The sequence below is a fragment of the Sphingopyxis microcysteis genome (genome assembly GCF_012274265.1).
Classification (GTDB): domain Bacteria; phylum Pseudomonadota; class Alphaproteobacteria; order Sphingomonadales; family Sphingomonadaceae; genus Sphingopyxis; species Sphingopyxis microcysteis.
Map to the genome: position 1 here is coordinate 682,709 of NZ_JAANYY010000002.1, position 16,781 is coordinate 699,489.

The 16,781-nt window shown below is 65.0% G+C and carries 16 protein-coding genes; 9 read left to right on the plus strand and 7 right to left on the minus strand.

The window, feature by feature from the left end; genetic code table 11:
- Positions 1–9: 9 nt before the first annotated feature.
- The 3 genes from G9408_RS03285 to G9408_RS03295 all read right to left on the minus strand — a co-directional run bounded on the left by G9408_RS03285 (position 10) and on the right by G9408_RS03295 (position 3,888).
- Positions 10–1,164: a CaiB/BaiF CoA transferase family protein gene (locus tag G9408_RS03285; RefSeq protein ID WP_210423235.1), complete on the minus strand. Its 1,155-nt coding sequence runs from the start codon at positions 1,162–1,164 to the stop codon at positions 10–12.
- Between the two features lie 112 nt (positions 1,165–1,276).
- The gene (locus tag G9408_RS03290) at positions 1,277–2,599 is read right to left on the minus strand and encodes an MFS transporter (protein WP_168452667.1); all 1,323 of its coding nucleotides are present in this window, start codon (positions 2,597–2,599) and stop codon (positions 1,277–1,279) included.
- Positions 2,600–2,805: 206 nt separating this feature from the next.
- Complete coding sequence (locus tag G9408_RS03295; protein WP_168452668.1) at positions 2,806–3,888, minus strand: helix-turn-helix transcriptional regulator; 1,083 nt, start codon at positions 3,886–3,888, stop codon at positions 2,806–2,808.
- 221 nt (positions 3,889–4,109) lie between these two features.
- Between G9408_RS03295 and G9408_RS03300 the strand changes: the two genes are divergently transcribed.
- Together G9408_RS03300 and G9408_RS03305 are read left to right on the plus strand one after the other, a co-directional pair.
- A complete protein-coding gene (locus tag G9408_RS03300; RefSeq protein WP_168452669.1) occupies positions 4,110–5,099 on the plus strand; it encodes a TauD/TfdA family dioxygenase in 990 nt (329 codons plus the stop codon).
- Positions 5,096–6,127, plus strand: coding sequence for an NAD(P)-binding domain-containing protein (locus G9408_RS03305; RefSeq protein WP_168452670.1), 1,032 nt, complete (start codon positions 5,096–5,098; stop codon positions 6,125–6,127). Before G9408_RS03300 ends, G9408_RS03305 begins: the two co-directional genes overlap by 4 nt.
- A gap of 22 nt (positions 6,128–6,149) precedes the next feature.
- Here the strand turns inward: G9408_RS03305 and G9408_RS03310 are convergent, their stop codons facing one another.
- A complete protein-coding gene (locus G9408_RS03310) occupies positions 6,150–7,343 on the minus strand; it encodes a type III PLP-dependent enzyme (RefSeq protein WP_168452671.1) in 1,194 nt (397 codons plus the stop codon).
- A gap of 335 nt (positions 7,344–7,678) precedes the next feature.
- Between G9408_RS03310 and G9408_RS03315 the strand changes: the two genes are divergently transcribed.
- The gene (locus G9408_RS03315; RefSeq protein WP_210423168.1) at positions 7,679–9,331 is read left to right on the plus strand and encodes an FAD-dependent oxidoreductase; all 1,653 of its coding nucleotides are present in this window, start codon (positions 7,679–7,681) and stop codon (positions 9,329–9,331) included.
- A gap of 139 nt (positions 9,332–9,470) precedes the next feature.
- Here G9408_RS03315 and G9408_RS03320 read toward each other — a convergent pair whose 3' ends face one another.
- The 3 genes from G9408_RS03320 to G9408_RS03330 all read right to left on the minus strand — a co-directional run bounded on the left by G9408_RS03320 (position 9,471) and on the right by G9408_RS03330 (position 12,372).
- On the minus strand, positions 9,471–10,643 hold the full coding sequence (locus G9408_RS03320; RefSeq protein WP_168452673.1) for a carboxynorspermidine decarboxylase: 1,173 nt from the start codon (positions 10,641–10,643) through the stop codon (positions 9,471–9,473).
- Positions 10,644–10,656: 13 nt separating this feature from the next.
- Complete coding sequence (locus G9408_RS03325; RefSeq protein WP_120216515.1) at positions 10,657–11,010, minus strand: DMT family protein; 354 nt, start codon at positions 11,008–11,010, stop codon at positions 10,657–10,659.
- 153 nt (positions 11,011–11,163) lie between these two features.
- Positions 11,164–12,372: a saccharopine dehydrogenase family protein gene (locus tag G9408_RS03330; RefSeq protein WP_168452674.1), complete on the minus strand. Its 1,209-nt coding sequence runs from the start codon at positions 12,370–12,372 to the stop codon at positions 11,164–11,166.
- 64 nt (positions 12,373–12,436) lie between these two features.
- On the opposite strand from G9408_RS03330, the gene G9408_RS03335 reads away from it, so the two are divergent.
- From G9408_RS03335 to G9408_RS03360, 6 genes are all read left to right on the plus strand, one after another.
- Positions 12,437–13,426 carry a threonine ammonia-lyase gene (locus G9408_RS03335; RefSeq protein ID WP_168452675.1) on the plus strand — a complete coding sequence of 330 codons (990 nt, stop codon included), beginning with the start codon at positions 12,437–12,439 and terminating at the stop codon, positions 13,424–13,426.
- A gap of 50 nt (positions 13,427–13,476) precedes the next feature.
- A complete protein-coding gene (locus G9408_RS03340) occupies positions 13,477–13,911 on the plus strand; it encodes a hypothetical protein (protein ID WP_168452676.1) in 435 nt (144 codons plus the stop codon).
- Between the two features lie 102 nt (positions 13,912–14,013).
- Positions 14,014–14,607 carry a GNAT family N-acetyltransferase gene (locus G9408_RS03345; RefSeq protein ID WP_168452677.1) on the plus strand — a complete coding sequence of 198 codons (594 nt, stop codon included), beginning with the start codon at positions 14,014–14,016 and terminating at the stop codon, positions 14,605–14,607.
- A gap of 41 nt (positions 14,608–14,648) precedes the next feature.
- Positions 14,649–15,227, plus strand: coding sequence for a sigma-70 family RNA polymerase sigma factor (locus G9408_RS03350; protein ID WP_168453430.1), 579 nt, complete (start codon positions 14,649–14,651; stop codon positions 15,225–15,227).
- A complete protein-coding gene (locus G9408_RS03355; RefSeq protein WP_168452678.1) occupies positions 15,220–15,927 on the plus strand; it encodes an anti-sigma factor in 708 nt (235 codons plus the stop codon). Before G9408_RS03350 ends, G9408_RS03355 begins: the two co-directional genes overlap by 8 nt.
- Positions 15,928–16,055: 128 nt before the next feature.
- Positions 16,056–16,565: a fasciclin domain-containing protein gene (locus tag G9408_RS03360; RefSeq protein ID WP_408021866.1), complete on the plus strand. Its 510-nt coding sequence runs from the start codon at positions 16,056–16,058 to the stop codon at positions 16,563–16,565.
- The last annotated feature ends 216 nt before the right edge of the window (positions 16,566–16,781 follow it).

Here is a 16,781-nt window from a genome sequence, read left to right on the forward strand (position 1 = left end):
CGCCGAAATTCAGCCCTGCCGGGCGGCGAGTTCGGCGCGGATCGCGGCGCCATCGCCATCGACCTTTGGCGCAAGGCCGAGGTCGCGGGCGGGCGCGGCGCCATATTTCACCGGCGGCTGCATTTCGTGGAACGCGCCGACGTCGGGGTGGACGCGCGGCCGGAAAAAGCCGGTCGCGGAGAAATGCGGATCGTCCTTGATGTCCTGCAGGTCGCGCGCCGCCATCGCGGGGATGTCGTTTGCCGCGAACAGCGCCAGCCATTCGGCGGTTGTCTTGGCCGGGGTCTTGCGCGCGATCTCGCGGTAAACGATCGGCATATGCTGGCCCTTCGCCTTCGCCGCCTCGAACTCGGGCGTTTCGGTCAGCCCCGCGCTGCCGAGGATTGCCATCAGCCGCGCGGTCGATTCGGGGGTGTAGGGAACGATCGCAAGATAGCCGTCGCTCGTTGGAAAGGGCTGGCGCGTCGGATCGAGCTGGCGCGGATAGCCCGCGAGACCGAGCGGCGGGTCGAGCGCGGCGTCGCGCAGATGTTCGGTCAGCATGAACGATGCAAAACATTCGAACATCGGCACCTCGACTGCCTGTCCCTCGCCGGTGCGCAGCTTGTGGATCAGCGCCGCGAGAATGGCCTGCGTGCCGAACTGTCCCGCGATCTTGTCGGCGATCAGCGACGGGAAATAGCGCGGGCGCGGGTCGCCATCGACGCGCGGCAGCAGGCTGGTGGTGCCGGTCGCGGCCTGGATGACATCGTCATAGGCCTGGAGATCGGCATAGGGGCCGTCCTGCCCGAAGCCGGTGCCATGGACATAGATGATGTCGTCCTTGATCGCCTTGCAGCCGGCATAGTCGAACCCCAGCTTGGCGATCGCCTTGCCGCGGACATTGTGGAAAAACACGTCGGCGGTGGCGACGAGGTCGCGGAGCACCGCGGCATCGTCGGGTTTTTTGAGGTCGAGCGCGATCGAGCGCTTGCCGCGATTCACCGTCAGATGGATCGATCCCATCGTCGGATCGGGAACCCCGCTGCCCAGATAGCGCGAGATGTCCCCCGTTCCCGGCGTTTCGACCTTGATCACCTCGGCGCCAAGATCGGCGAGCATTTGCGTCGCATAGGGGCCAAAAATCACGGTGGTGAGGTCGACGATACGGATGCCGGACAGCATGGTCACGCGGTGGCCCCCAACTGGTTCGACTTCGATGCCATCCTATGCCTCTCCATTTCCCAACTCGGCCAGAATGGTTGCAGAAGGAAACCGAAAAGGCAATCGGTCGTCCCTATTGCTGGGCGGCATTCTCGTCGAGCGGCGCTCCCGCCGCATAGGCTGCGGAAATCTGGCGATAGGCTTGCGACCGGAACGCCGCGAGCGTCGCCAGCACGCCGAACAGGCCGGTGATCGTGAACACGATCGCAATGCCACGTTCGGCACCGCGCCCGTACCAGTCGCCGATCATCTCGGCCCCCGCGCCGCTGGTCATCAGCGGGACGAAGAGGAACTGGGTCAGCGGGGCGATGAGGAAAGCGGTCAGCGGCGAGGCCGCCTGTTCGACCGATTGGGCAAAGCCGAAGACGCGGCCCTGCCGCTCGAACGGCACCACCTTCTGCAACGTGGTCTGCTCGGCGGCTTCGGCATAGGGGCCGAGGAAAAGCCAGATGAAGCAACCGATCGTCAGCAGGATGATCGACGACTGGATCGTGAACACGGCCGCAACCGCCCATACGATCAGGTTGACAAGCAGCAGCGTGCGCACCGGATTGGCGCCAAGGCCGGTGCGCGCGATCACCATCCCCGCGAGAATGAAGGCGCAGGATACAAAGGCCCAGAGCAGCCCCCATTGCTCGACCTTCATCAACGACAGGCCATAAGCGTCCATCAGCGCCATAAAGACGCCGCCGAGCAGATTGTTAAACGCCGCGAACAGGATCAGCGCGAACAGCCCCGGAATGGCGCGCACGACGCGAAATGTGCCAGCGAGATCGATCCGGCGCGGCGCGTCATGTGCATCGGCTTCGCGCGGCTCGTCGACAGATACGAACAGGAGGTGGAGCGCGGCGACGAGCGAGAAGATGATAGCGACGGCGAGGGTCGCGACCATCCCGCCCCATGCGACGAGGAAACCGCTGATCGCTGAGGTTGTCAGGAAACCGATGCCGCTGACCATCCCGACCAGCCCGTTCGCCTTGTCGCGCCGATCGGCGGGCACGAGCAGGGTGACGAGCGTTGGCAGCGCGATCATGCGAATATTGCCGACGATGACGCCGAGCATCGTCAAGAGGACGAACAGCCATAGCGCGACGCTGTCGGTCGCGGCGACGCGAATAGCGGGATCGATCGCATAGGCGCCGAGCGCGGCGGCATATATCGCCAGCGACGCGATGCTGGAGACCAGCATCATGCTGCGCTTGCGATGATGATCGACCAGGCTGCCGAACCAGATGCCCAGCGCCCCGGTGAGCACCAGATAGATGCCCGCGATCATCCCCGTCGCGAACACCGACCGCGTTTCGAGGAAGATCCAGAACGTGATCGCAAACCACACCGTGAAGTTGGTGATGTTGGCGATCAGATTGTTGATGAGGAGGTGGTGAAAGGGACGCATGGGCCGACTGGCTTAGCGCCCCCGAGTTCCGGCGTCAGCAACATCTATTCGCGATCGACGGCGCCCCCGGCACCCGGGGCCGAAACCGCGGGGACAAGGACGCCGCCGACTGACGGAGATGTGGGTCGCAGAAACGCCGCCAGTGGAAGGATAAGACCCGATTCGGCGGCAAGCCGCATCCTCCATATGAAGGATGGGCGCGCGGATCAGCCGGGCGCGCTCGCGCCGATCCGCGCCAGCAGCGCCGCGAGATCGGCCTGCCGCGCGCAGCCCGTCTTTTCCAGTACGCGGCGAAGCTGGGTTCGCACCGTGCTGATTGCCACATCGCCTTCGGTCGCGAGCGCCTCGGGTGTTTCGCCCGCGGCGATGCCGCGCGCGACGCGCGCCTCGGCGGGCGTCAGGTCGAACAGCGATTTCATCAACGTCGCGCTCGGCGCCCGGTCGGCCGCGACGGGGATAAGCAGCAGGAGCGCAAAACTGTCGCCGAACACATCATGCGCGCCGCGCCGAACGGGAATGACGTGCGCGACGAGACGGGGCAGGCCATCGTCGCCGCGCACTGGAAAGGAGCGGACCATGTCGCCGGCATCCCGATCGAGCGCAGCGATGGCGTCGGTCAAAATCCGGTCGGCCTGGCCGTCGCGCAGACGCAGGCGTCCGTACGCGCCCTGTACGACATGGTCGCTGAGGTCGGCGGCTAGCGGGCTGATTTCCGCCACCTCTCCAGTCGCCTTGAGCAAAAAGGCGGGGAGCTGGAGCGCGGTCAGGGCTTCGCTCGCGCCCTGCGCGCGCTTGTGCTGGAGCCGCGCACTGACCAGCGCGCTGCGCGCCAGGTGGGGCCGGATCATGTTAAGCCGCGCGACGCTGTCCGGGTCGACCGGGTCATCGGTAAAGGGGCGTTCGACGCTGAACACGATATTGTCGCCCGTCGGCACCTGCAGCCCGGTCCCCGCCGACCAGCCGAGGCCACGCGGGCGAAAGAAATCTCGATACACGGGGTCGGCGTCGATTTCCGCGTCGCTCCAGAAATCATGTTCGACAAAGAAGGACGGCGCGTCCTGGCTCATCAGGCAGACGCGGCGGCTGCATTTTCCGAACCAGCCGTCGTTGACATATTCGGCAAACACATCGGCGACCCGATCCGACGCGGTCCAATTCAGCGCCTTGCGGGCCGAGAACAAGAGGCCGCCAACGGCCCCCGACAGCGCCGCGACATCGTCGAGCACCGCCGGCCACGCCTCGGGCACCACCGAGCATTCATAGATTCGGTCGATCAGATCGTCCTGCATTCCGCCCCCGTTGCTGCGACGTCGCGGCGACTTTCGAGTGCCGGAGCGTTTTTTGCAAGGGCGCCCCGGTGAAAATGTGCAAGCGCAGAGGCGTGATATATTTCGATGGAGATCGAAATATGAATTGACCGTCCTGTTTAATTCGATAATTCCGGAAATATAGAATCAAAGCGAGCGCGAAGGATGCACGTCCTGCGCGCAAAGGATTGGAAGGACGGAAAATGGTATCAATCGTGACGTCGCCCGCGCCGTGGCGCGGCGAGGCATTGCAAAACCGGCCCGAGCAGTGGCTCTACCTGCTCGATGAAGCCGAAATAGGGGCGGTCGTGACGGCGGCGCAATTGGCGGTTGCAGCGGGCGTGCCGCTGCGGGAGCTGGCGCGCCGCGATTACCCGCTGACCGGGCTTGAGGCGGCGCTGGATGATTGGCGCGCCCGGATCGATGGCGGCCATGGCATGGTGCTGATCCGCGGGCTTCCGGTGCGGCGCATCGGGCGCGAGGTCGCGGCGGCGGCCTATTGGCTGATCGGGCTGCATCTCGGCCAGCCGGCCGCGCAGAATCCGGCGGGCGAGATGCTGGTCGACATTCGCGACACCGGCGCACCGGCCAGCGATCACAATGTCCGCCTGTACAAAACGCGCGCCGAGCTGGCCTTTCACACCGATGGTGCCGACATCATCGGGCTGCTCTGCCTGCGCGGTGCGCGGGCAGGCGGGGTCAGTCGCATCTGCTCGTCGGTCGAGGTGTATAACCAGGTCGTCGCGCGGCGCCCGGAGCTCGCCCCGCTGATGGAGCGCGAATTCCACCATCATGCGCACGGACAATTGGGGCCCGATGGTCCCCAGACCTTCCGTTATCCAATCGTCAGCCGCGATGGCGGGATTTTCCGGATGATGCTGCTGACCTGGTATATCCGCAATGCCGCCGAGGATTTTCCCGAGATCGCGGCGCTGACCGACGATGAGCAGAGCCTGCTCGACCTGCTCGAATGGCTGCCCTTCGAGCCCGGCATGGCGCTCGACATGAATTTTCAGGAAGGCGACATGCAGTTCCTCAAAAACTCGGTCGTGCTGCATGCGCGCACCGATTATGAGGATTGGGACGCGCCCGACGAAAAGCGGCACCTGCTGCGGCTGTGGCTGAATGTGCCCAAATTTGCCGATGGCGACGACCGGTTGCGGCACGGCTTTGCCGCGCGGGCCACCGCATGAGCGACGTCGATTTTCTGGTGATCGGGGCCGGGCAGGCGGGTCTGGCAGCGGCGCGCCGCTTGCAGCGATCGTGCGCCGACTTCCTGCTGGTCGACGCCGCGCCTTCGGTCGGTGGATCGTGGCGGCACTATTATGACAGCCTCGAGCTGTTTTCGCCGGTGCGATATTCGTCGCTGCCCGACCTGGCGATGCCGGGGGAGCCTTATGCCTATCCACGGCGCGACGATGTCGTCGATTATCTGGAGCGCTATGCGGGGCATTTCGCCTTTCCCGTGCGGCTGGCAACGCGCGTCGCGGCGGTGACGCGCGATGCTGGCGGCTTTTCGGCCGACATCGGCGGCGGGCAGGCCATCCGCGCGCGGAAACTGGTCGTCGCATCGGGCGCGTTCGGGACACCGAACATGCCGACGCTGGCGGGGCAGGGCGATTTTCGCGGGCGTGTCCTGCATTCGTCGGATTATCGCAGCCCCGACGCCTTTCGCGGCCAGCGCGTGATCGTCGTCGGGGCCGGCAATTCGGCGGTACAGATCGCGGTCGAGCTCTCCGGGCATGCCGACGTCACGCTGGCAGTCCGCGACCGCATTCGCTTTCTGCCGCAACGGGTGCTCGGCCGCGACGTCCATTGGTGGTTCGACAGGCTGCGCCTGAACAGTCTCAACCTGTTTTCCGATCATGGCGTGCCGATCGTCGACGACGGGCGATACAAGGCTGCGTTGCGGGCCAATCGCCCCGCGACGCGGCCGATGTTCCGTGCCTTCAGTCCCGACGGCGTTCTGTGGCCCGACGGCACCGAGGAGCGGATCGACGCGGTCATTTTTGCCACCGGCTTTCGCCACGCGATGGATTTCCTCAGCCCGTCGGGCGCGCTCGACGCGCATGGCCAGCCGCTGCATCGCCGCGGCGTATCGACCGCCGTCCGCGGGCTCGGCTTTGTCGGGCTTTCGGGCCAAAACGGCTTTGCATCGGCGACGCTGCGCGGCGTCGGGCGCGACGCCGATTACGTCATCCCCCGCATCGCCGCGATGTGAACCGACCGCCGCGCGGCGGCGATCAGAACAGCTTGGTCACCGTCGCGCTGCGGCGTTCCTGTTCGACTTCGCCGGTGTAGAGGCTGGCCATCGGTTCGTCGCTGACGACATGGGTCTCGTCCGCGCCAAAGCCGTTGAACTTGGTCCGCATCGCGCAGCCATAGGCGCCGAGCATGCCGATTTCGATGAAATCGCCCGCCTTGATGTCTGCCGGCAAGAAGAACGGCCCCGCCATATGGTCGAGGTCGTCGCAGGTCGGGCCATAGAAGCTGAACGGCACCATCTCGGCATCGCTGCCGCCGTCGCGCAGCAGCGAGACCGGGAAACGCCAGCCGACATGCGCGGCATCGAACAGCGCGCCATAGGCACCGTCGTTGATATAGAGCTCGTCGCCGCGGCGCTTTTCGACGCGGACGATCAGCGAGCTGTACTCCGCCGACAGTGCGCGGCCCGGTTCGCACCACAGTTCGGCCGAATAGCTGATCGGCAGGCTTTCAAAGCTGCGGTGGATGGTATCGAAATAGGCGCCGAGCGGCGGCGGCTCCATGCCCGGATAGGACGACGGAAAGCCGCCCCCGACATCGATGATGTCGACGGTGACCGACGCTGCGACGATCGCGGCGCGGACGCGCTCCATCGCCTGCGCATAAGCATGCGGCGTCATCGCCTGGCTGCCGACGTGGAAGCAGATGCCGAGCGCGTCGGCGGCTTGACGGGTCGCCATCAGCAGCTCGACGACTTCATCGGCTTCGGCGCCGAACTTGGCCGCGAGGCTGAGCTTCGAATGGTCTGACGAGACGCGCAGGCGGACGAGCAGGTTGAGGTCGGTTGCGCCTTCGGTCGCGCGGACGATCTTTTCGAGTTCGTCCATCGTGTCGAGCGAGAAGGTGCGCACGCCATGCTTCCAATAGGCTTCGGAAATCGCTTCCTCGGCCTTAACCGGATGCATGAAGCAGAGCGTCGCTTCGGGGAGCGTGCGCGCGGCCAGCCGCACTTCGGCGATCGAGGCGACGTCATAATGGGTGACGCCCGAATCCCACAGGACGCGCAAAAGGTCGGGCGACGGATTCGCCTTGACCGCATAAAGGGTCGTGCCGGGAAAGCGGTCGATGAAGAAACGCGCTGCGCGCCGCGCGGCGTGCGGGCGGACAAGCGTGACAGGTTCGACCGGCGAAAGTGCCTGAATCAGCCCGTGGGCGCTATGATGCTGGTGCAATGCAAGGGACCCCCAAAAGTGTAACGGTAAACGACAAGGCTGCCTTGCGGTTATTGGAAGTCCCCCTGGGGCAGCGGAGGGCGATATATTGAGGGGGGTCCCCCCTGTAAAGACCCCATCGCGCAATTTTGTAATAGGCACGTAACGGTCGGGGCGAAACGGGGCAGCGGTGCGCCGAGCGGGGCAAAGACGCGACAAACAATCGCCTGTCAGCTAGGCTGAGTCCCGATTATGTTCGTCATCCCGGTGAAGTCCGGGATTTCGACGGTGCATAGGGACGCGACGTTGAGATCCCGGCCTTCGCCGGGTTGACGATGAAGGGATGCTGGCAGCTCATGGTTTCTCCCGCCGATGTGAATCACACGTTCAGCGACGCCGAGATCGACGAGCTGTGCGCCTTTGGCACCGTCAAGTCGCACAAGGCGGGCGACCTGCTGGTCGCCGAAGGGACGATGGCGCCCGATTGCATCATCACCCTGTCGGGCCACACCGACATCTTTGCCGCGACCGATGAGGGGCCAAAGCGCGTCGGCTGGATGGAGCGCGGGCAGTTCGCGGGCGATCTGTCGGTGCTGACCGGACAGCGCCACCTCTCGCGCGTCGAAATGGGCGCTGATGGCGAGATATTGCGCATCAAGCACGCCGATTTCCAGCGGTTGATCGCGGGCAATTCGCATTACTCCGACATCTTCGTCCGCGTGCTGTCGGCGCGGCGCGAATTCAGCAACCAGCGTGGTTTTGCCGCGACAATCGTGATCGGCGCGGCGCTCGACCGCAGCGTCTATGCGCTGCGCGACCTGCTCGCGAAGCATGGTGTCGCACATCGCTGGTTCGATCCCGCCGATGGACCCGTCCCCGCGCACCTGCTCGCCGAGCGCGACCTTGCCGAGGATCAGCTGCCGGTGGTGATCCTCGGCGCGTCGGATATGCTCGTCCAGCCGACACCCGAACAGCTCGCGGCGGCGCTGGGGCTCGATTTGCTGCCCGACGGCGCGACCGCCGACGTGCTGGTCGTGGGCAGTGGTCCGGGCGGTCTCGCGGCGGCGGTCTATGCGGCGTCCGAGGGGCTGACCGTGATCGCGCTCGATTCGCTGGCGCCGGGCGGACAGGCCGGCACATCGTCGAAGATCGAAAATTACCTCGGCTTTCCGACGGGCATTTCGGGGAACGAACTGGCACGCCGCGCGACGGTGCAGGCGCAGAAATTCGGTGCGCGGATCGCCGCCCCGGTGCGCGCGGCGTCGATCGCGCGCGACGCGGACGCCTATTGCCTGCACCTGGCCGACGGGCGGAGGCTGCGCAGCCGCGCGGTGGTGGTCGCATCGGGCGCGCAATATCAGCGGCTGCCGATCGACGGTATCGAGGCGTATGAAGGCCGCGGCATCTATTATGGCGCGACGCCAATGGAGGCGCAGCTCTGCGGCAATGCCGAGGTGACCGTCGTCGGATCGGGCAATTCGGCGGGGCAGGGGGCGATCTATCTCGCGAGCGTCGCAAAGAAGGTCTATGTCATCTTCCGCCGCAAGAGCCTGCGCGAAACGATGTCGGAATATCTGGTCAAGCGGCTGGAAGAACATCCGAATATCGAGATCATCGGATCGACCGACGTCGTTGCGCTACATGGCGAGGATCGGCTGGGTGGGCTGACCTATCGCGACCGCGAGAGTGGCGACGAAGGGCATTGCGACTGCGGCTTCCTGTTCCTGTTTCTCGGCGCGAGCCCAAATACCGGCTGGTTGCCGAAGGAAATGGTGTGCGACGAGCGCGGCTTCGTGAAGACGGGTGCCGACATTGCGCCGATGGAGCTGGTCAAGGCCGGCTGGTCGCTCGACCGGATGCCAAGCCGCTATGAGACCAGCTGGCCGCGCATCTATGCCATCGGCGACGTGCGCAAGGGATCGGTGAAACGCGTGGCGTCGTCGGTCGGCGAGGGTTCGGTGGTCGTGAGCGACATTCACGCGGCGCTGGCGGAGATTGCGGCAAGCTGATCCTCCCTGTCGCGCCGCGATGGGGAGGTGGCAGCGCGGAGCGCTGACGGAGGGGCTTTGGCGCCGAAGTCGCCGCCCCTCCACCACTCGCTGCGCGGGCGGTCCCCCTCCCCATCGCGGCGCGACAGGGAGGATCGACTCAACTCAACCGCGTTTTGAAGTCTTCATACCCAAATTCGCGGATCAGCCGGAGCTCGTCGGTTTCGCTGTCCCACAGCCAGATCGACGGCAGCGGGACGCCGTTGAAGGTGTTGGTCTTGACCATCGAATAATGCGCCTGGTCGAAGAAAGCGAAGCGCTGGCCGATGCGCGCGCCGCCGGGGAGGCGGTAATCGCCGATGACATCGCCCGCGAGGCAAGAGGGACCACCGAGCCGCGTCGGCATGCCCTCGCTGCCTTCGCCCAGCAGCGCGGGGCGATAGGGGGCTTCGATCACGTCGGGCATATGGCAGGTCGCCGAAATGTCGGTGATCCCGATCGGCATGCCATTGTCGAAGAGGTCGAGGATCTCGCCAACGAGGATTCCGGCGTCGAGCGCGATCGCTTCGCCGGGTTCGATCATCACGTCGCAGTCGGTCGCGGCGCGCACCTGTTTGAGAAAGGCGATCAGGTCGTCGACCTGATAATCGGCGCGCGTGACATGATGACCACCGCCGAAATTGATCCATTTGAGCTGGCCGAAAAAGGGCCGCAGCATCGGCTGGACGGCGTCCCAGGTGCGTTGCAGCGGCGGGAAATCCTGTTCGCACAGGCTGTGCATATGGACGCCATCGACGCCCTCCATATGTTCGGGGAGCAGCTGAGTGATCGGAAAGCCGAGGCGGCTGCACGGTGCCGCGGGGTCGTATTTCGCGACTTCACCCTCGCTGTGCATCGGATTGATGCGCAGGCCGATGTCGAAGGCCACGCCCTGCGCGCGAAGGTCGTCGAGCAAGGGGCGAAAGCGCGCGATCTGCCCCGGCGAGTTGAAGATCAGATGGTCCGAGAGCGCGGCGATTTCGGGCAGGTCGGCTTCCTTGTAGCCCGCGCAATAGGTTGCGACTTCGCCGCCATATTCGGCGCGGCCCAGCCTGGCTTCGTACAGGCCGGACGCGCAGACGCCATCGAGATATTCGGCAATCGTCGGCCCCAGCGACCACATCGAGAACGCCTTGAGCGCCGCAAGCACGCGCGCGCCCGATGCGTCGCCGATATGGCGCAGCACCGACAGGTTCGCGCGAACCTTTGCGGCATCGACGACAAATGCGGGCGAGGGGACACGGCTGAGGTCGAAGCTTGCGAAAGCTCCGGGATCGCCGGCACGGGTTTCCATGGCTTATCGGTTCCTATGCGACCGCAATCGGGCCTTTAAAGATGAAGAATGCCCCCGCCGCAATCAGGCCAAAGCCGACGAGATGGTTCACCGTCAGCTTCTCACCGAGCCAGAAGACCGCGAACCCGGCGAATATGACGAGGGTGATGACTTCCTGCAAGGTCTTGAGTTCGGCAGCGGTATAAACGGCATAACCGATGCGGTTGGCGGGGACCGCGAGGCAATATTCGAAGAAGGCTATCCCCCACGCGATCAGCACCGCCAGCCACAGCGGCCGCGACATATCGCCGAGGTGCCCATACCAGGCAAAGGTCATGAAGATATTCGAGATGATGAGCAGGCCGATGGGGGCGAGATAGGCGGTCATGGCTTATCCTTCGTCCGGCGGGAATCGCGGACGGAAGACCCATAGCCCGTTCGCCCTGAGCTTGTCGAAGGGCCGCTCTTTCTTGTGACGCTCAAAGAAAGAACGGTGCTTCGACAGGCTCAGCACGAACGGAATTGAGGGTTGCGGTCGGACTTAAAAGTTCAGCGGCCCGTCCAGTTCCTTCACCTGCCACGGCAGACCGTGTTCCATCAGCATGTCCATGAAGGGATCGGGGTCCATCTGTTCCATGTTGAACACGCCGTTGCCGCTCCACGCGCCGGTGACCATCATCGCAGCGCCGATCATCGCCGGGACACCGGTGGTGTAGCTCACCGCCTGATTGCCCGTTTCGGCATAGGCATCCTCATGGTCGCAGATATTGTAGAGATAGAGCGTCTTTTCCTTGCCGTCCTTGCCGAGACCGGTCGCGATGACGCCGATGTTGGTCTTACCCTTGGTCGTCTCGCCGAGGCTCGACGGTTCGGGGAGCACGGCTTTGAGGAATTGGAGCGGGATGATCTCGCGGCCCTCGTAGATCACCGGGTCGATCCGCGTCATGCCGACATTCTGCAGCACGGTGAGGTGCTGGATATAGGCGTCGCCAAAGGTCATCCAGAACCGGATACGCTGGATTTCGGGCAGGTGCGTCTTCAGGCTTTCGATCTCCTCATGATACATGAGGTACATATTTTTGGGGCCCACGGCCTCGAAATCGAACTGCTGCTTCACCGACATCGGCGGGGTTTCGACCCAGTCGCCATTTTCCCAGTGGCGCGCGACCGCGGTCACTTCGCGGATGTTGATCTCGGGATTGAAATTGGTCGCGAAATGCTGGCCATGGTCGCCGCCATTGCAGTCGAGAATGTCGAGCGTATCGATGCGGTCGAAATGATGTTTCTTGAGCCAGGTCGTGAACACGCTCGTCACGCCGGGGTCGAAGCCCGAGCCGAGCAGCGCCATCAGCCCCGCGTCCTTGAAGCGGTCGTGGTACGCCCATTGCCAATGATATTCGAACTTCGCCTCGTCGCGCGGCTCGTAATTGGCGGTGTCGAGATAATGCGCGCCGGTCGACAGGCACGCCTCCATGATGGTGAGGTCCTGATAGGGCAGCGCGAGGTTCACGACATGCGTCGCGCCGATGTCGCGGATCAGCGCCGCGGTCGCGTCGATATGGTCGGCGTCGACCTCGGCGGTCTTGATCGTGACGCCGGTGCGCGCCTTCACCGACTCGGCGATGGCATCGCATTTGAACTTGCGGCGGCTGGCCAGCGTGATGTCGGGAAAGATGTCGGGGTTCATCGCCATCTTGTGCACCGCGACTGAACCGACGCCGCCTGCGCCGATCACCAGAACCTTGCTCATCGAAAAATCTCCTGCGCCTACCTATGCGGCTTGTCTTGTATGCCCGGCCCTATAGGACGAAGCCATGACACAGCAAAGCCCCGATGCCCTTCTCCGTCCCGACCGTGCACCGACCCTTGCCGGGGTTGAACGCGCCGCTGCGAAAGTCGCTGCGTTGCTGCCGCAAACGCCGCTGCTGCCGATAGAAATCGATGGGCGGACGATCTGGTGCAAAGCCGAAAACCTGCAACCGGTCGGTGCGTTCAAGATTCGCGGCGCCTGGCACCGGCTGACCGACCTGACGCCCGAGCAGGCGGCGGCGGGCGTGGTCGGGGTGTCGAGCGGCAATCATGCGCAGGGCGTCGCCTGGGCGGCGAAACGGCTGGGCATCCAGGCGACGATCGTGATGCCGAGTAATGCGCCCAAGATGAAGCTGGCGGCGACGCGCGCGCTGGGTGCCGAGGTGGTGCTGTACGACCGCGTGACCGAATCGCGTGATGCCGTCGCGGCGAAACTGCTCGAAGCGAGCGGCGGGACATTGGTCCACGCCTATGGCGATCCGTGGATCATCGAGGGGCAGGGGAGCGCCGGAATCGAAGCGCAGGCGCAGCTGGCGGCGCGCGGGATCGCGGGACCCGACAAGGTGGTGGCGTGCTGCGGCGGCGGCGGACTGTCCGCCGGGCTGGCGTTGGCGTGTCCCGATGCCGAGATCATCGCGGTCGAGCCGGAGGGCTGGGACGATGTGACGCGCTCGCTGGCAGCAGGCGAAATCCTGTCGGTCGAGGACCTGGCCTATCCGACCGAATGCGACGCGCTACAAACGCCGCAGACCTGGCCGATCAATTTTGCGGTGCTGCAGGCGCGCGGCGTGCGCGGGGTCGCGGTGACCCGCGACGAGGTGCGGCACGCGATGCGGGTGGCGTTCGAGCGGCTGCACCTCGTCGTCGAACCGGGCGGCGCGGCGGCGCTGGCCGCGGTGCTGGCGGGCAAGGTGGAATTGGGTGAGGCAACGCTCGTCACCCTGTCGGGGGGCAATGTCGATCCCGGCCATTATGCGGAAATTCTTGCCGAATGACGGGATATTTGTTTCCTTTGCCGCGTTCGGACTGGGGAAGGAGACGCAAGATGCGAAAGCAAGGCCTGATTTTCGCCGGCGCAGCAGCGCTGGTTGTTCTGAGCGGATGCGAGAAGGCGGAAGCGCCCGCGCCGACCGATACGACGACGACCGAGGTTCCGGTCGAAACGGCCCCGCCCGATGGCGCGGAAGCGGCCGCTACACACCGCTATGCGGCGTGGGCGGGCAAATGGACCGGGGTCGAGGGCATGTATGTGACGATCACCCCCGGCGAACCCGGCAAGTACAAGCTGGAGATGCAGTCGGATCTCGACACCAAGGGTGCTTATGACGGCAGCGACAGCGACGGCGGAATTGCCTTCACGCGCGGTGCTGAAACGCTGACGCTCGCCGCATCGACCGGCGATGCGACCGGCCTCAAATATCTGGCGGGCAAGAAGGATTGCCTGAAGGTAAAGGACGGCGAAGGCTATTGCCGCGATTGATCACCTGACTTCCTCGTCATTGCGAGCGCAGCGAAGCAATCCAGAGCTTGCGTAAACCGCTCTGGATTGCTTCGCTACGCTCGCAATGACGATGGGGGGCGAATGGATCAGATCGACAAAGCAACGGTAGCAGACCAGCCCGCGCTCATCGAAACGCTGGCGCAGGCTTTCCAAACCGATCCGGCGCTGTCGTGGATTTTGCCCGATCCCAGCCAACGCGCTCGCGCGCTGCGTAGCCTTTTCCATACCCTGGTTCCCGCCGACATGCGCGCCGGGGTGGCGCTGCGGTCGGCGGGCGACGAAGCGGCGGCGCTGTGGCGCGCGCCGGGGCAGGCGCATGGCGGAACGCTGGAATTTCTGCGTACCGTCCTTCCGCTGATCGCGACCTTCGGCACCGCCTTGCCGCGCGGGTTGAAGGTGCAGGGCAGCATCGACGCGCATCGACCACAGGGCCGCTTCTGGTACCTTCATTATGTCGGCGTGCGCACTGAACATCAGGGCAAAGGACAGGGCGGGCGGATCATCCGCGCGCAAACTGCGGTTGCCGACGCTGACGGGCTGCCCTGCTGGCTGGAAACCGCGACGCCCGAAAATGTGCCGCTTTACGAGCGGCTGGGCTTTGTCACGCAGGTGGAATGGGATGTGCCGGGCGGCGGGCCGCATTTCTGGGGGATGATGCGGGCGCCTGGCGCTTGAATAATCCCGTGATCGCTCTACGACTTGGCGCGGTGAGCGACATGCAATGGCCATCGAGCGCGGACGAGGCGCGAATGCGACTGGCGGCGGCGCTTGCTGCGGTCGGGCGCGGCGATCAGGCGGCGCTGCGCCAAGTGTACGACCTGACCGCCGCGAAACTATTTGGAATATGCCTCCGTATCTGTGGCGAGAGGGCCAGTGCGGAGGATGTTTTGCAGACCGTCTATATCAAGGTGTGGGAACGCGCGGGGCAGTTCGATGCCACGCGCGCCAGCCCGATCACCTGGCTGGCGACGATCGCGCGCAACGGCGCGATCGACTGGCGGCGGTCGGTGGCTGGGCGGGCCGCCCGCGATAGCTTGCCCGAACAGGCGGCCTTTGCGGTGGCCGACGAGGCACCGCGCGCCGACCAGTCGCTGGTTGCGGCGGAAGAAGGGGAGCAGTTGCACCGCTGCCTGGACGAGCTGGAGGCGCGAACGCGCGCGTGCATCCGGTCGGCGTTTTTCGATGGTTCGACTTATGCCGAACTGGCGGAGCGTGAGAAGGTGCCGCTGGGAACGATGAAAAGCTGGATACGGCGCGGGCTCATGCGCCTGAAGGATTGTCTTGGCGATGGATGACCATCTGACGCCCGATCAGGAGCGCGACGCGCTCGCCGCCGAACTGGCGCTCGGCCTGCTTGAGGGACAAGCGCGCGCCGACGCGCTACGGCAGTCGCTCAGCGATCCCGCCTTTGCGGCACTGGTCGCGGCGTGGGAGGCGAAGCTGGCGCCGTTGCATGGCGAGTGGGCCGACGCCGAACCGGGCGCTGCGGTGTGGAACGCGATCGAACGGCGGCTAGCCGATGCGCCCGCCGACAAGGTTACGGCGATCGAGACGCGCTTGCGCCGCTGGCGCGCCGGGGCGCTGCTGTCGGGCGCCGTAGCGGCGGCGCTCGCCTTTGTGCTGATCACCCGGCCCGTGCCGTCACCCGTGCCGACCAGCCCCCAGCTGGCGGTCGCGCGGATCGAAAGCGACGCTGCGGGGCCGTTGGTGCTGGCGCGTTACAACCAGACCAGCGGGTTGATGCAGTTGCGCATCCACGGCTTCGAACCCGGCGCGCTGGCGCCCGAACTGTGGGTCATTCCCGAGGGTGGCGCGCCCGTCTCGCTCGGGCAGATCGGCCATGCGGGCGAGGCCGAAATGACGATGCCGCCACCGCACCGTCTGCTGATGACCGAAGGCGCGACGCTGGCGATCACGATGGAGCCGGTGTCGAAGACGCCGCACCCGGCGCCCAGCAGCGCCGCGGTCGCGTCCGGAAAAATTATCACGATCTGACTTTTCTGTGCATCCGGTGACGGGGTGCCGCCGTAGCTGCGCCGCATCCTGCATTTCCGGGGTGCCAGAAACCAGAGGATCGTATGATGAAACTTTCCAAACTCTCCGCGTCGCTTGCTGCTTTGGTCATGGTTGCCGGTGGCGGCATCGCGCTTGCCAACCCGATGGTCGGCGGCGCCGCGATGTACGAAAGCAAGAACATCGTCGAGAATGCCATTAATTCAAAGGATCACACCACGTTGGTCGCTGCGGTCAAGGCCGCCGGACTGGTCGATACGCTGGCCAGCCCCGGCCCGTTCACCGTCTTTGCGCCGACCAATGCCGCGTTCGGCAAGCTGCCCGCCGGGACCGTCGACACGCTGCTGAAGCCCGAAAGCAAGGGCACGCTGACCGCAGTGCTGACCTATCATGTCGTGCCCGGCACGCTGACCGCCGCCGATCTGGCCGCCAATGCGCAGGCGAACGGCGGCAAGGCGACGCTGACGACCGTTCAGGGCGCCAAGCTGACCGTCTGGGGCAAGGACGGCAAATGGTATGTCACCGACGCCAAGGGCGGCAAGGCCCAGATCACCATTGCCGACGTCAAGCAGTCGAACGGCGTGATCCACGTCGTCGATGGCGTGTTGCTGCCGGGCTGACCCCTTCGTCCGGCGCAGGTGCGGTCCGTCCATCCCTCCCGGGACGGGCCGCATTGCCGGCGGGTCGCTCATGCCAAGTATCAAATGAACTCGCGGGCGGCGTAGCCTACGGCCAAGCCGAAAATAATCGCGAAAACCGCAAGGCATCCGAACTGTAACCAGCGGTGTTGCTGCAAGCCTTGGTCGAGACGTTTTCCGAACAAAACCTCGATGACA

Excerpts from the sequence above, each read along its gene's own strand:
- G9408_RS03305 (WP_168452670.1), top strand. The coding sequence starts at position 5,096 with ATGAGCGACGTCGATTTTCTGGTGATCGGGGCCGGGCAGGCGGGTCTG.
- G9408_RS03290 (WP_168452667.1), bottom strand. The coding sequence starts at position 2,599 with ATGCGTCCCTTTCACCACCTCCTCATCAACAATCTGATCGCCAACATC.
- G9408_RS03320 (WP_168452673.1), bottom strand. The coding sequence starts at position 10,643 with ATGGAAACCCGTGCCGGCGATCCCGGAGCTTTCGCAAGCTTCGACCTC.
- G9408_RS03295 (WP_168452668.1), bottom strand. The coding sequence starts at position 3,888 with ATGCAGGACGATCTGATCGACCGAATCTATGAATGCTCGGTGGTGCCC.
- G9408_RS03340 (WP_168452676.1), top strand. The coding sequence starts at position 13,477 with ATGCGAAAGCAAGGCCTGATTTTCGCCGGCGCAGCAGCGCTGGTTGTT.
- G9408_RS03335 (WP_168452675.1), top strand. The coding sequence starts at position 12,437 with ATGACACAGCAAAGCCCCGATGCCCTTCTCCGTCCCGACCGTGCACCG.
- G9408_RS03285 (WP_210423235.1), bottom strand. The coding sequence starts at position 1,164 with ATGCTGTCCGGCATCCGTATCGTCGACCTCACCACCGTGATTTTTGGC.
- G9408_RS03360 (WP_408021866.1), top strand. The coding sequence starts at position 16,056 with ATGGTTGCCGGTGGCGGCATCGCGCTTGCCAACCCGATGGTCGGCGGC.
- G9408_RS03330 (WP_168452674.1), bottom strand. The coding sequence starts at position 12,372 with ATGAGCAAGGTTCTGGTGATCGGCGCAGGCGGCGTCGGTTCAGTCGCG.
- G9408_RS03350 (WP_168453430.1), top strand. The coding sequence starts at position 14,649 with ATGCAATGGCCATCGAGCGCGGACGAGGCGCGAATGCGACTGGCGGCG.
- G9408_RS03315 (WP_210423168.1), top strand. The coding sequence starts at position 7,679 with ATGGTTTCTCCCGCCGATGTGAATCACACGTTCAGCGACGCCGAGATC.
- G9408_RS03325 (WP_120216515.1), bottom strand. The coding sequence starts at position 11,010 with ATGACCGCCTATCTCGCCCCCATCGGCCTGCTCATCATCTCGAATATC.
- G9408_RS03345 (WP_168452677.1), top strand. The coding sequence starts at position 14,014 with ATGGATCAGATCGACAAAGCAACGGTAGCAGACCAGCCCGCGCTCATC.
- G9408_RS03355 (WP_168452678.1), top strand. The coding sequence starts at position 15,220 with ATGGATGACCATCTGACGCCCGATCAGGAGCGCGACGCGCTCGCCGCC.
- G9408_RS03300 (WP_168452669.1), top strand. The coding sequence starts at position 4,110 with ATGGTATCAATCGTGACGTCGCCCGCGCCGTGGCGCGGCGAGGCATTG.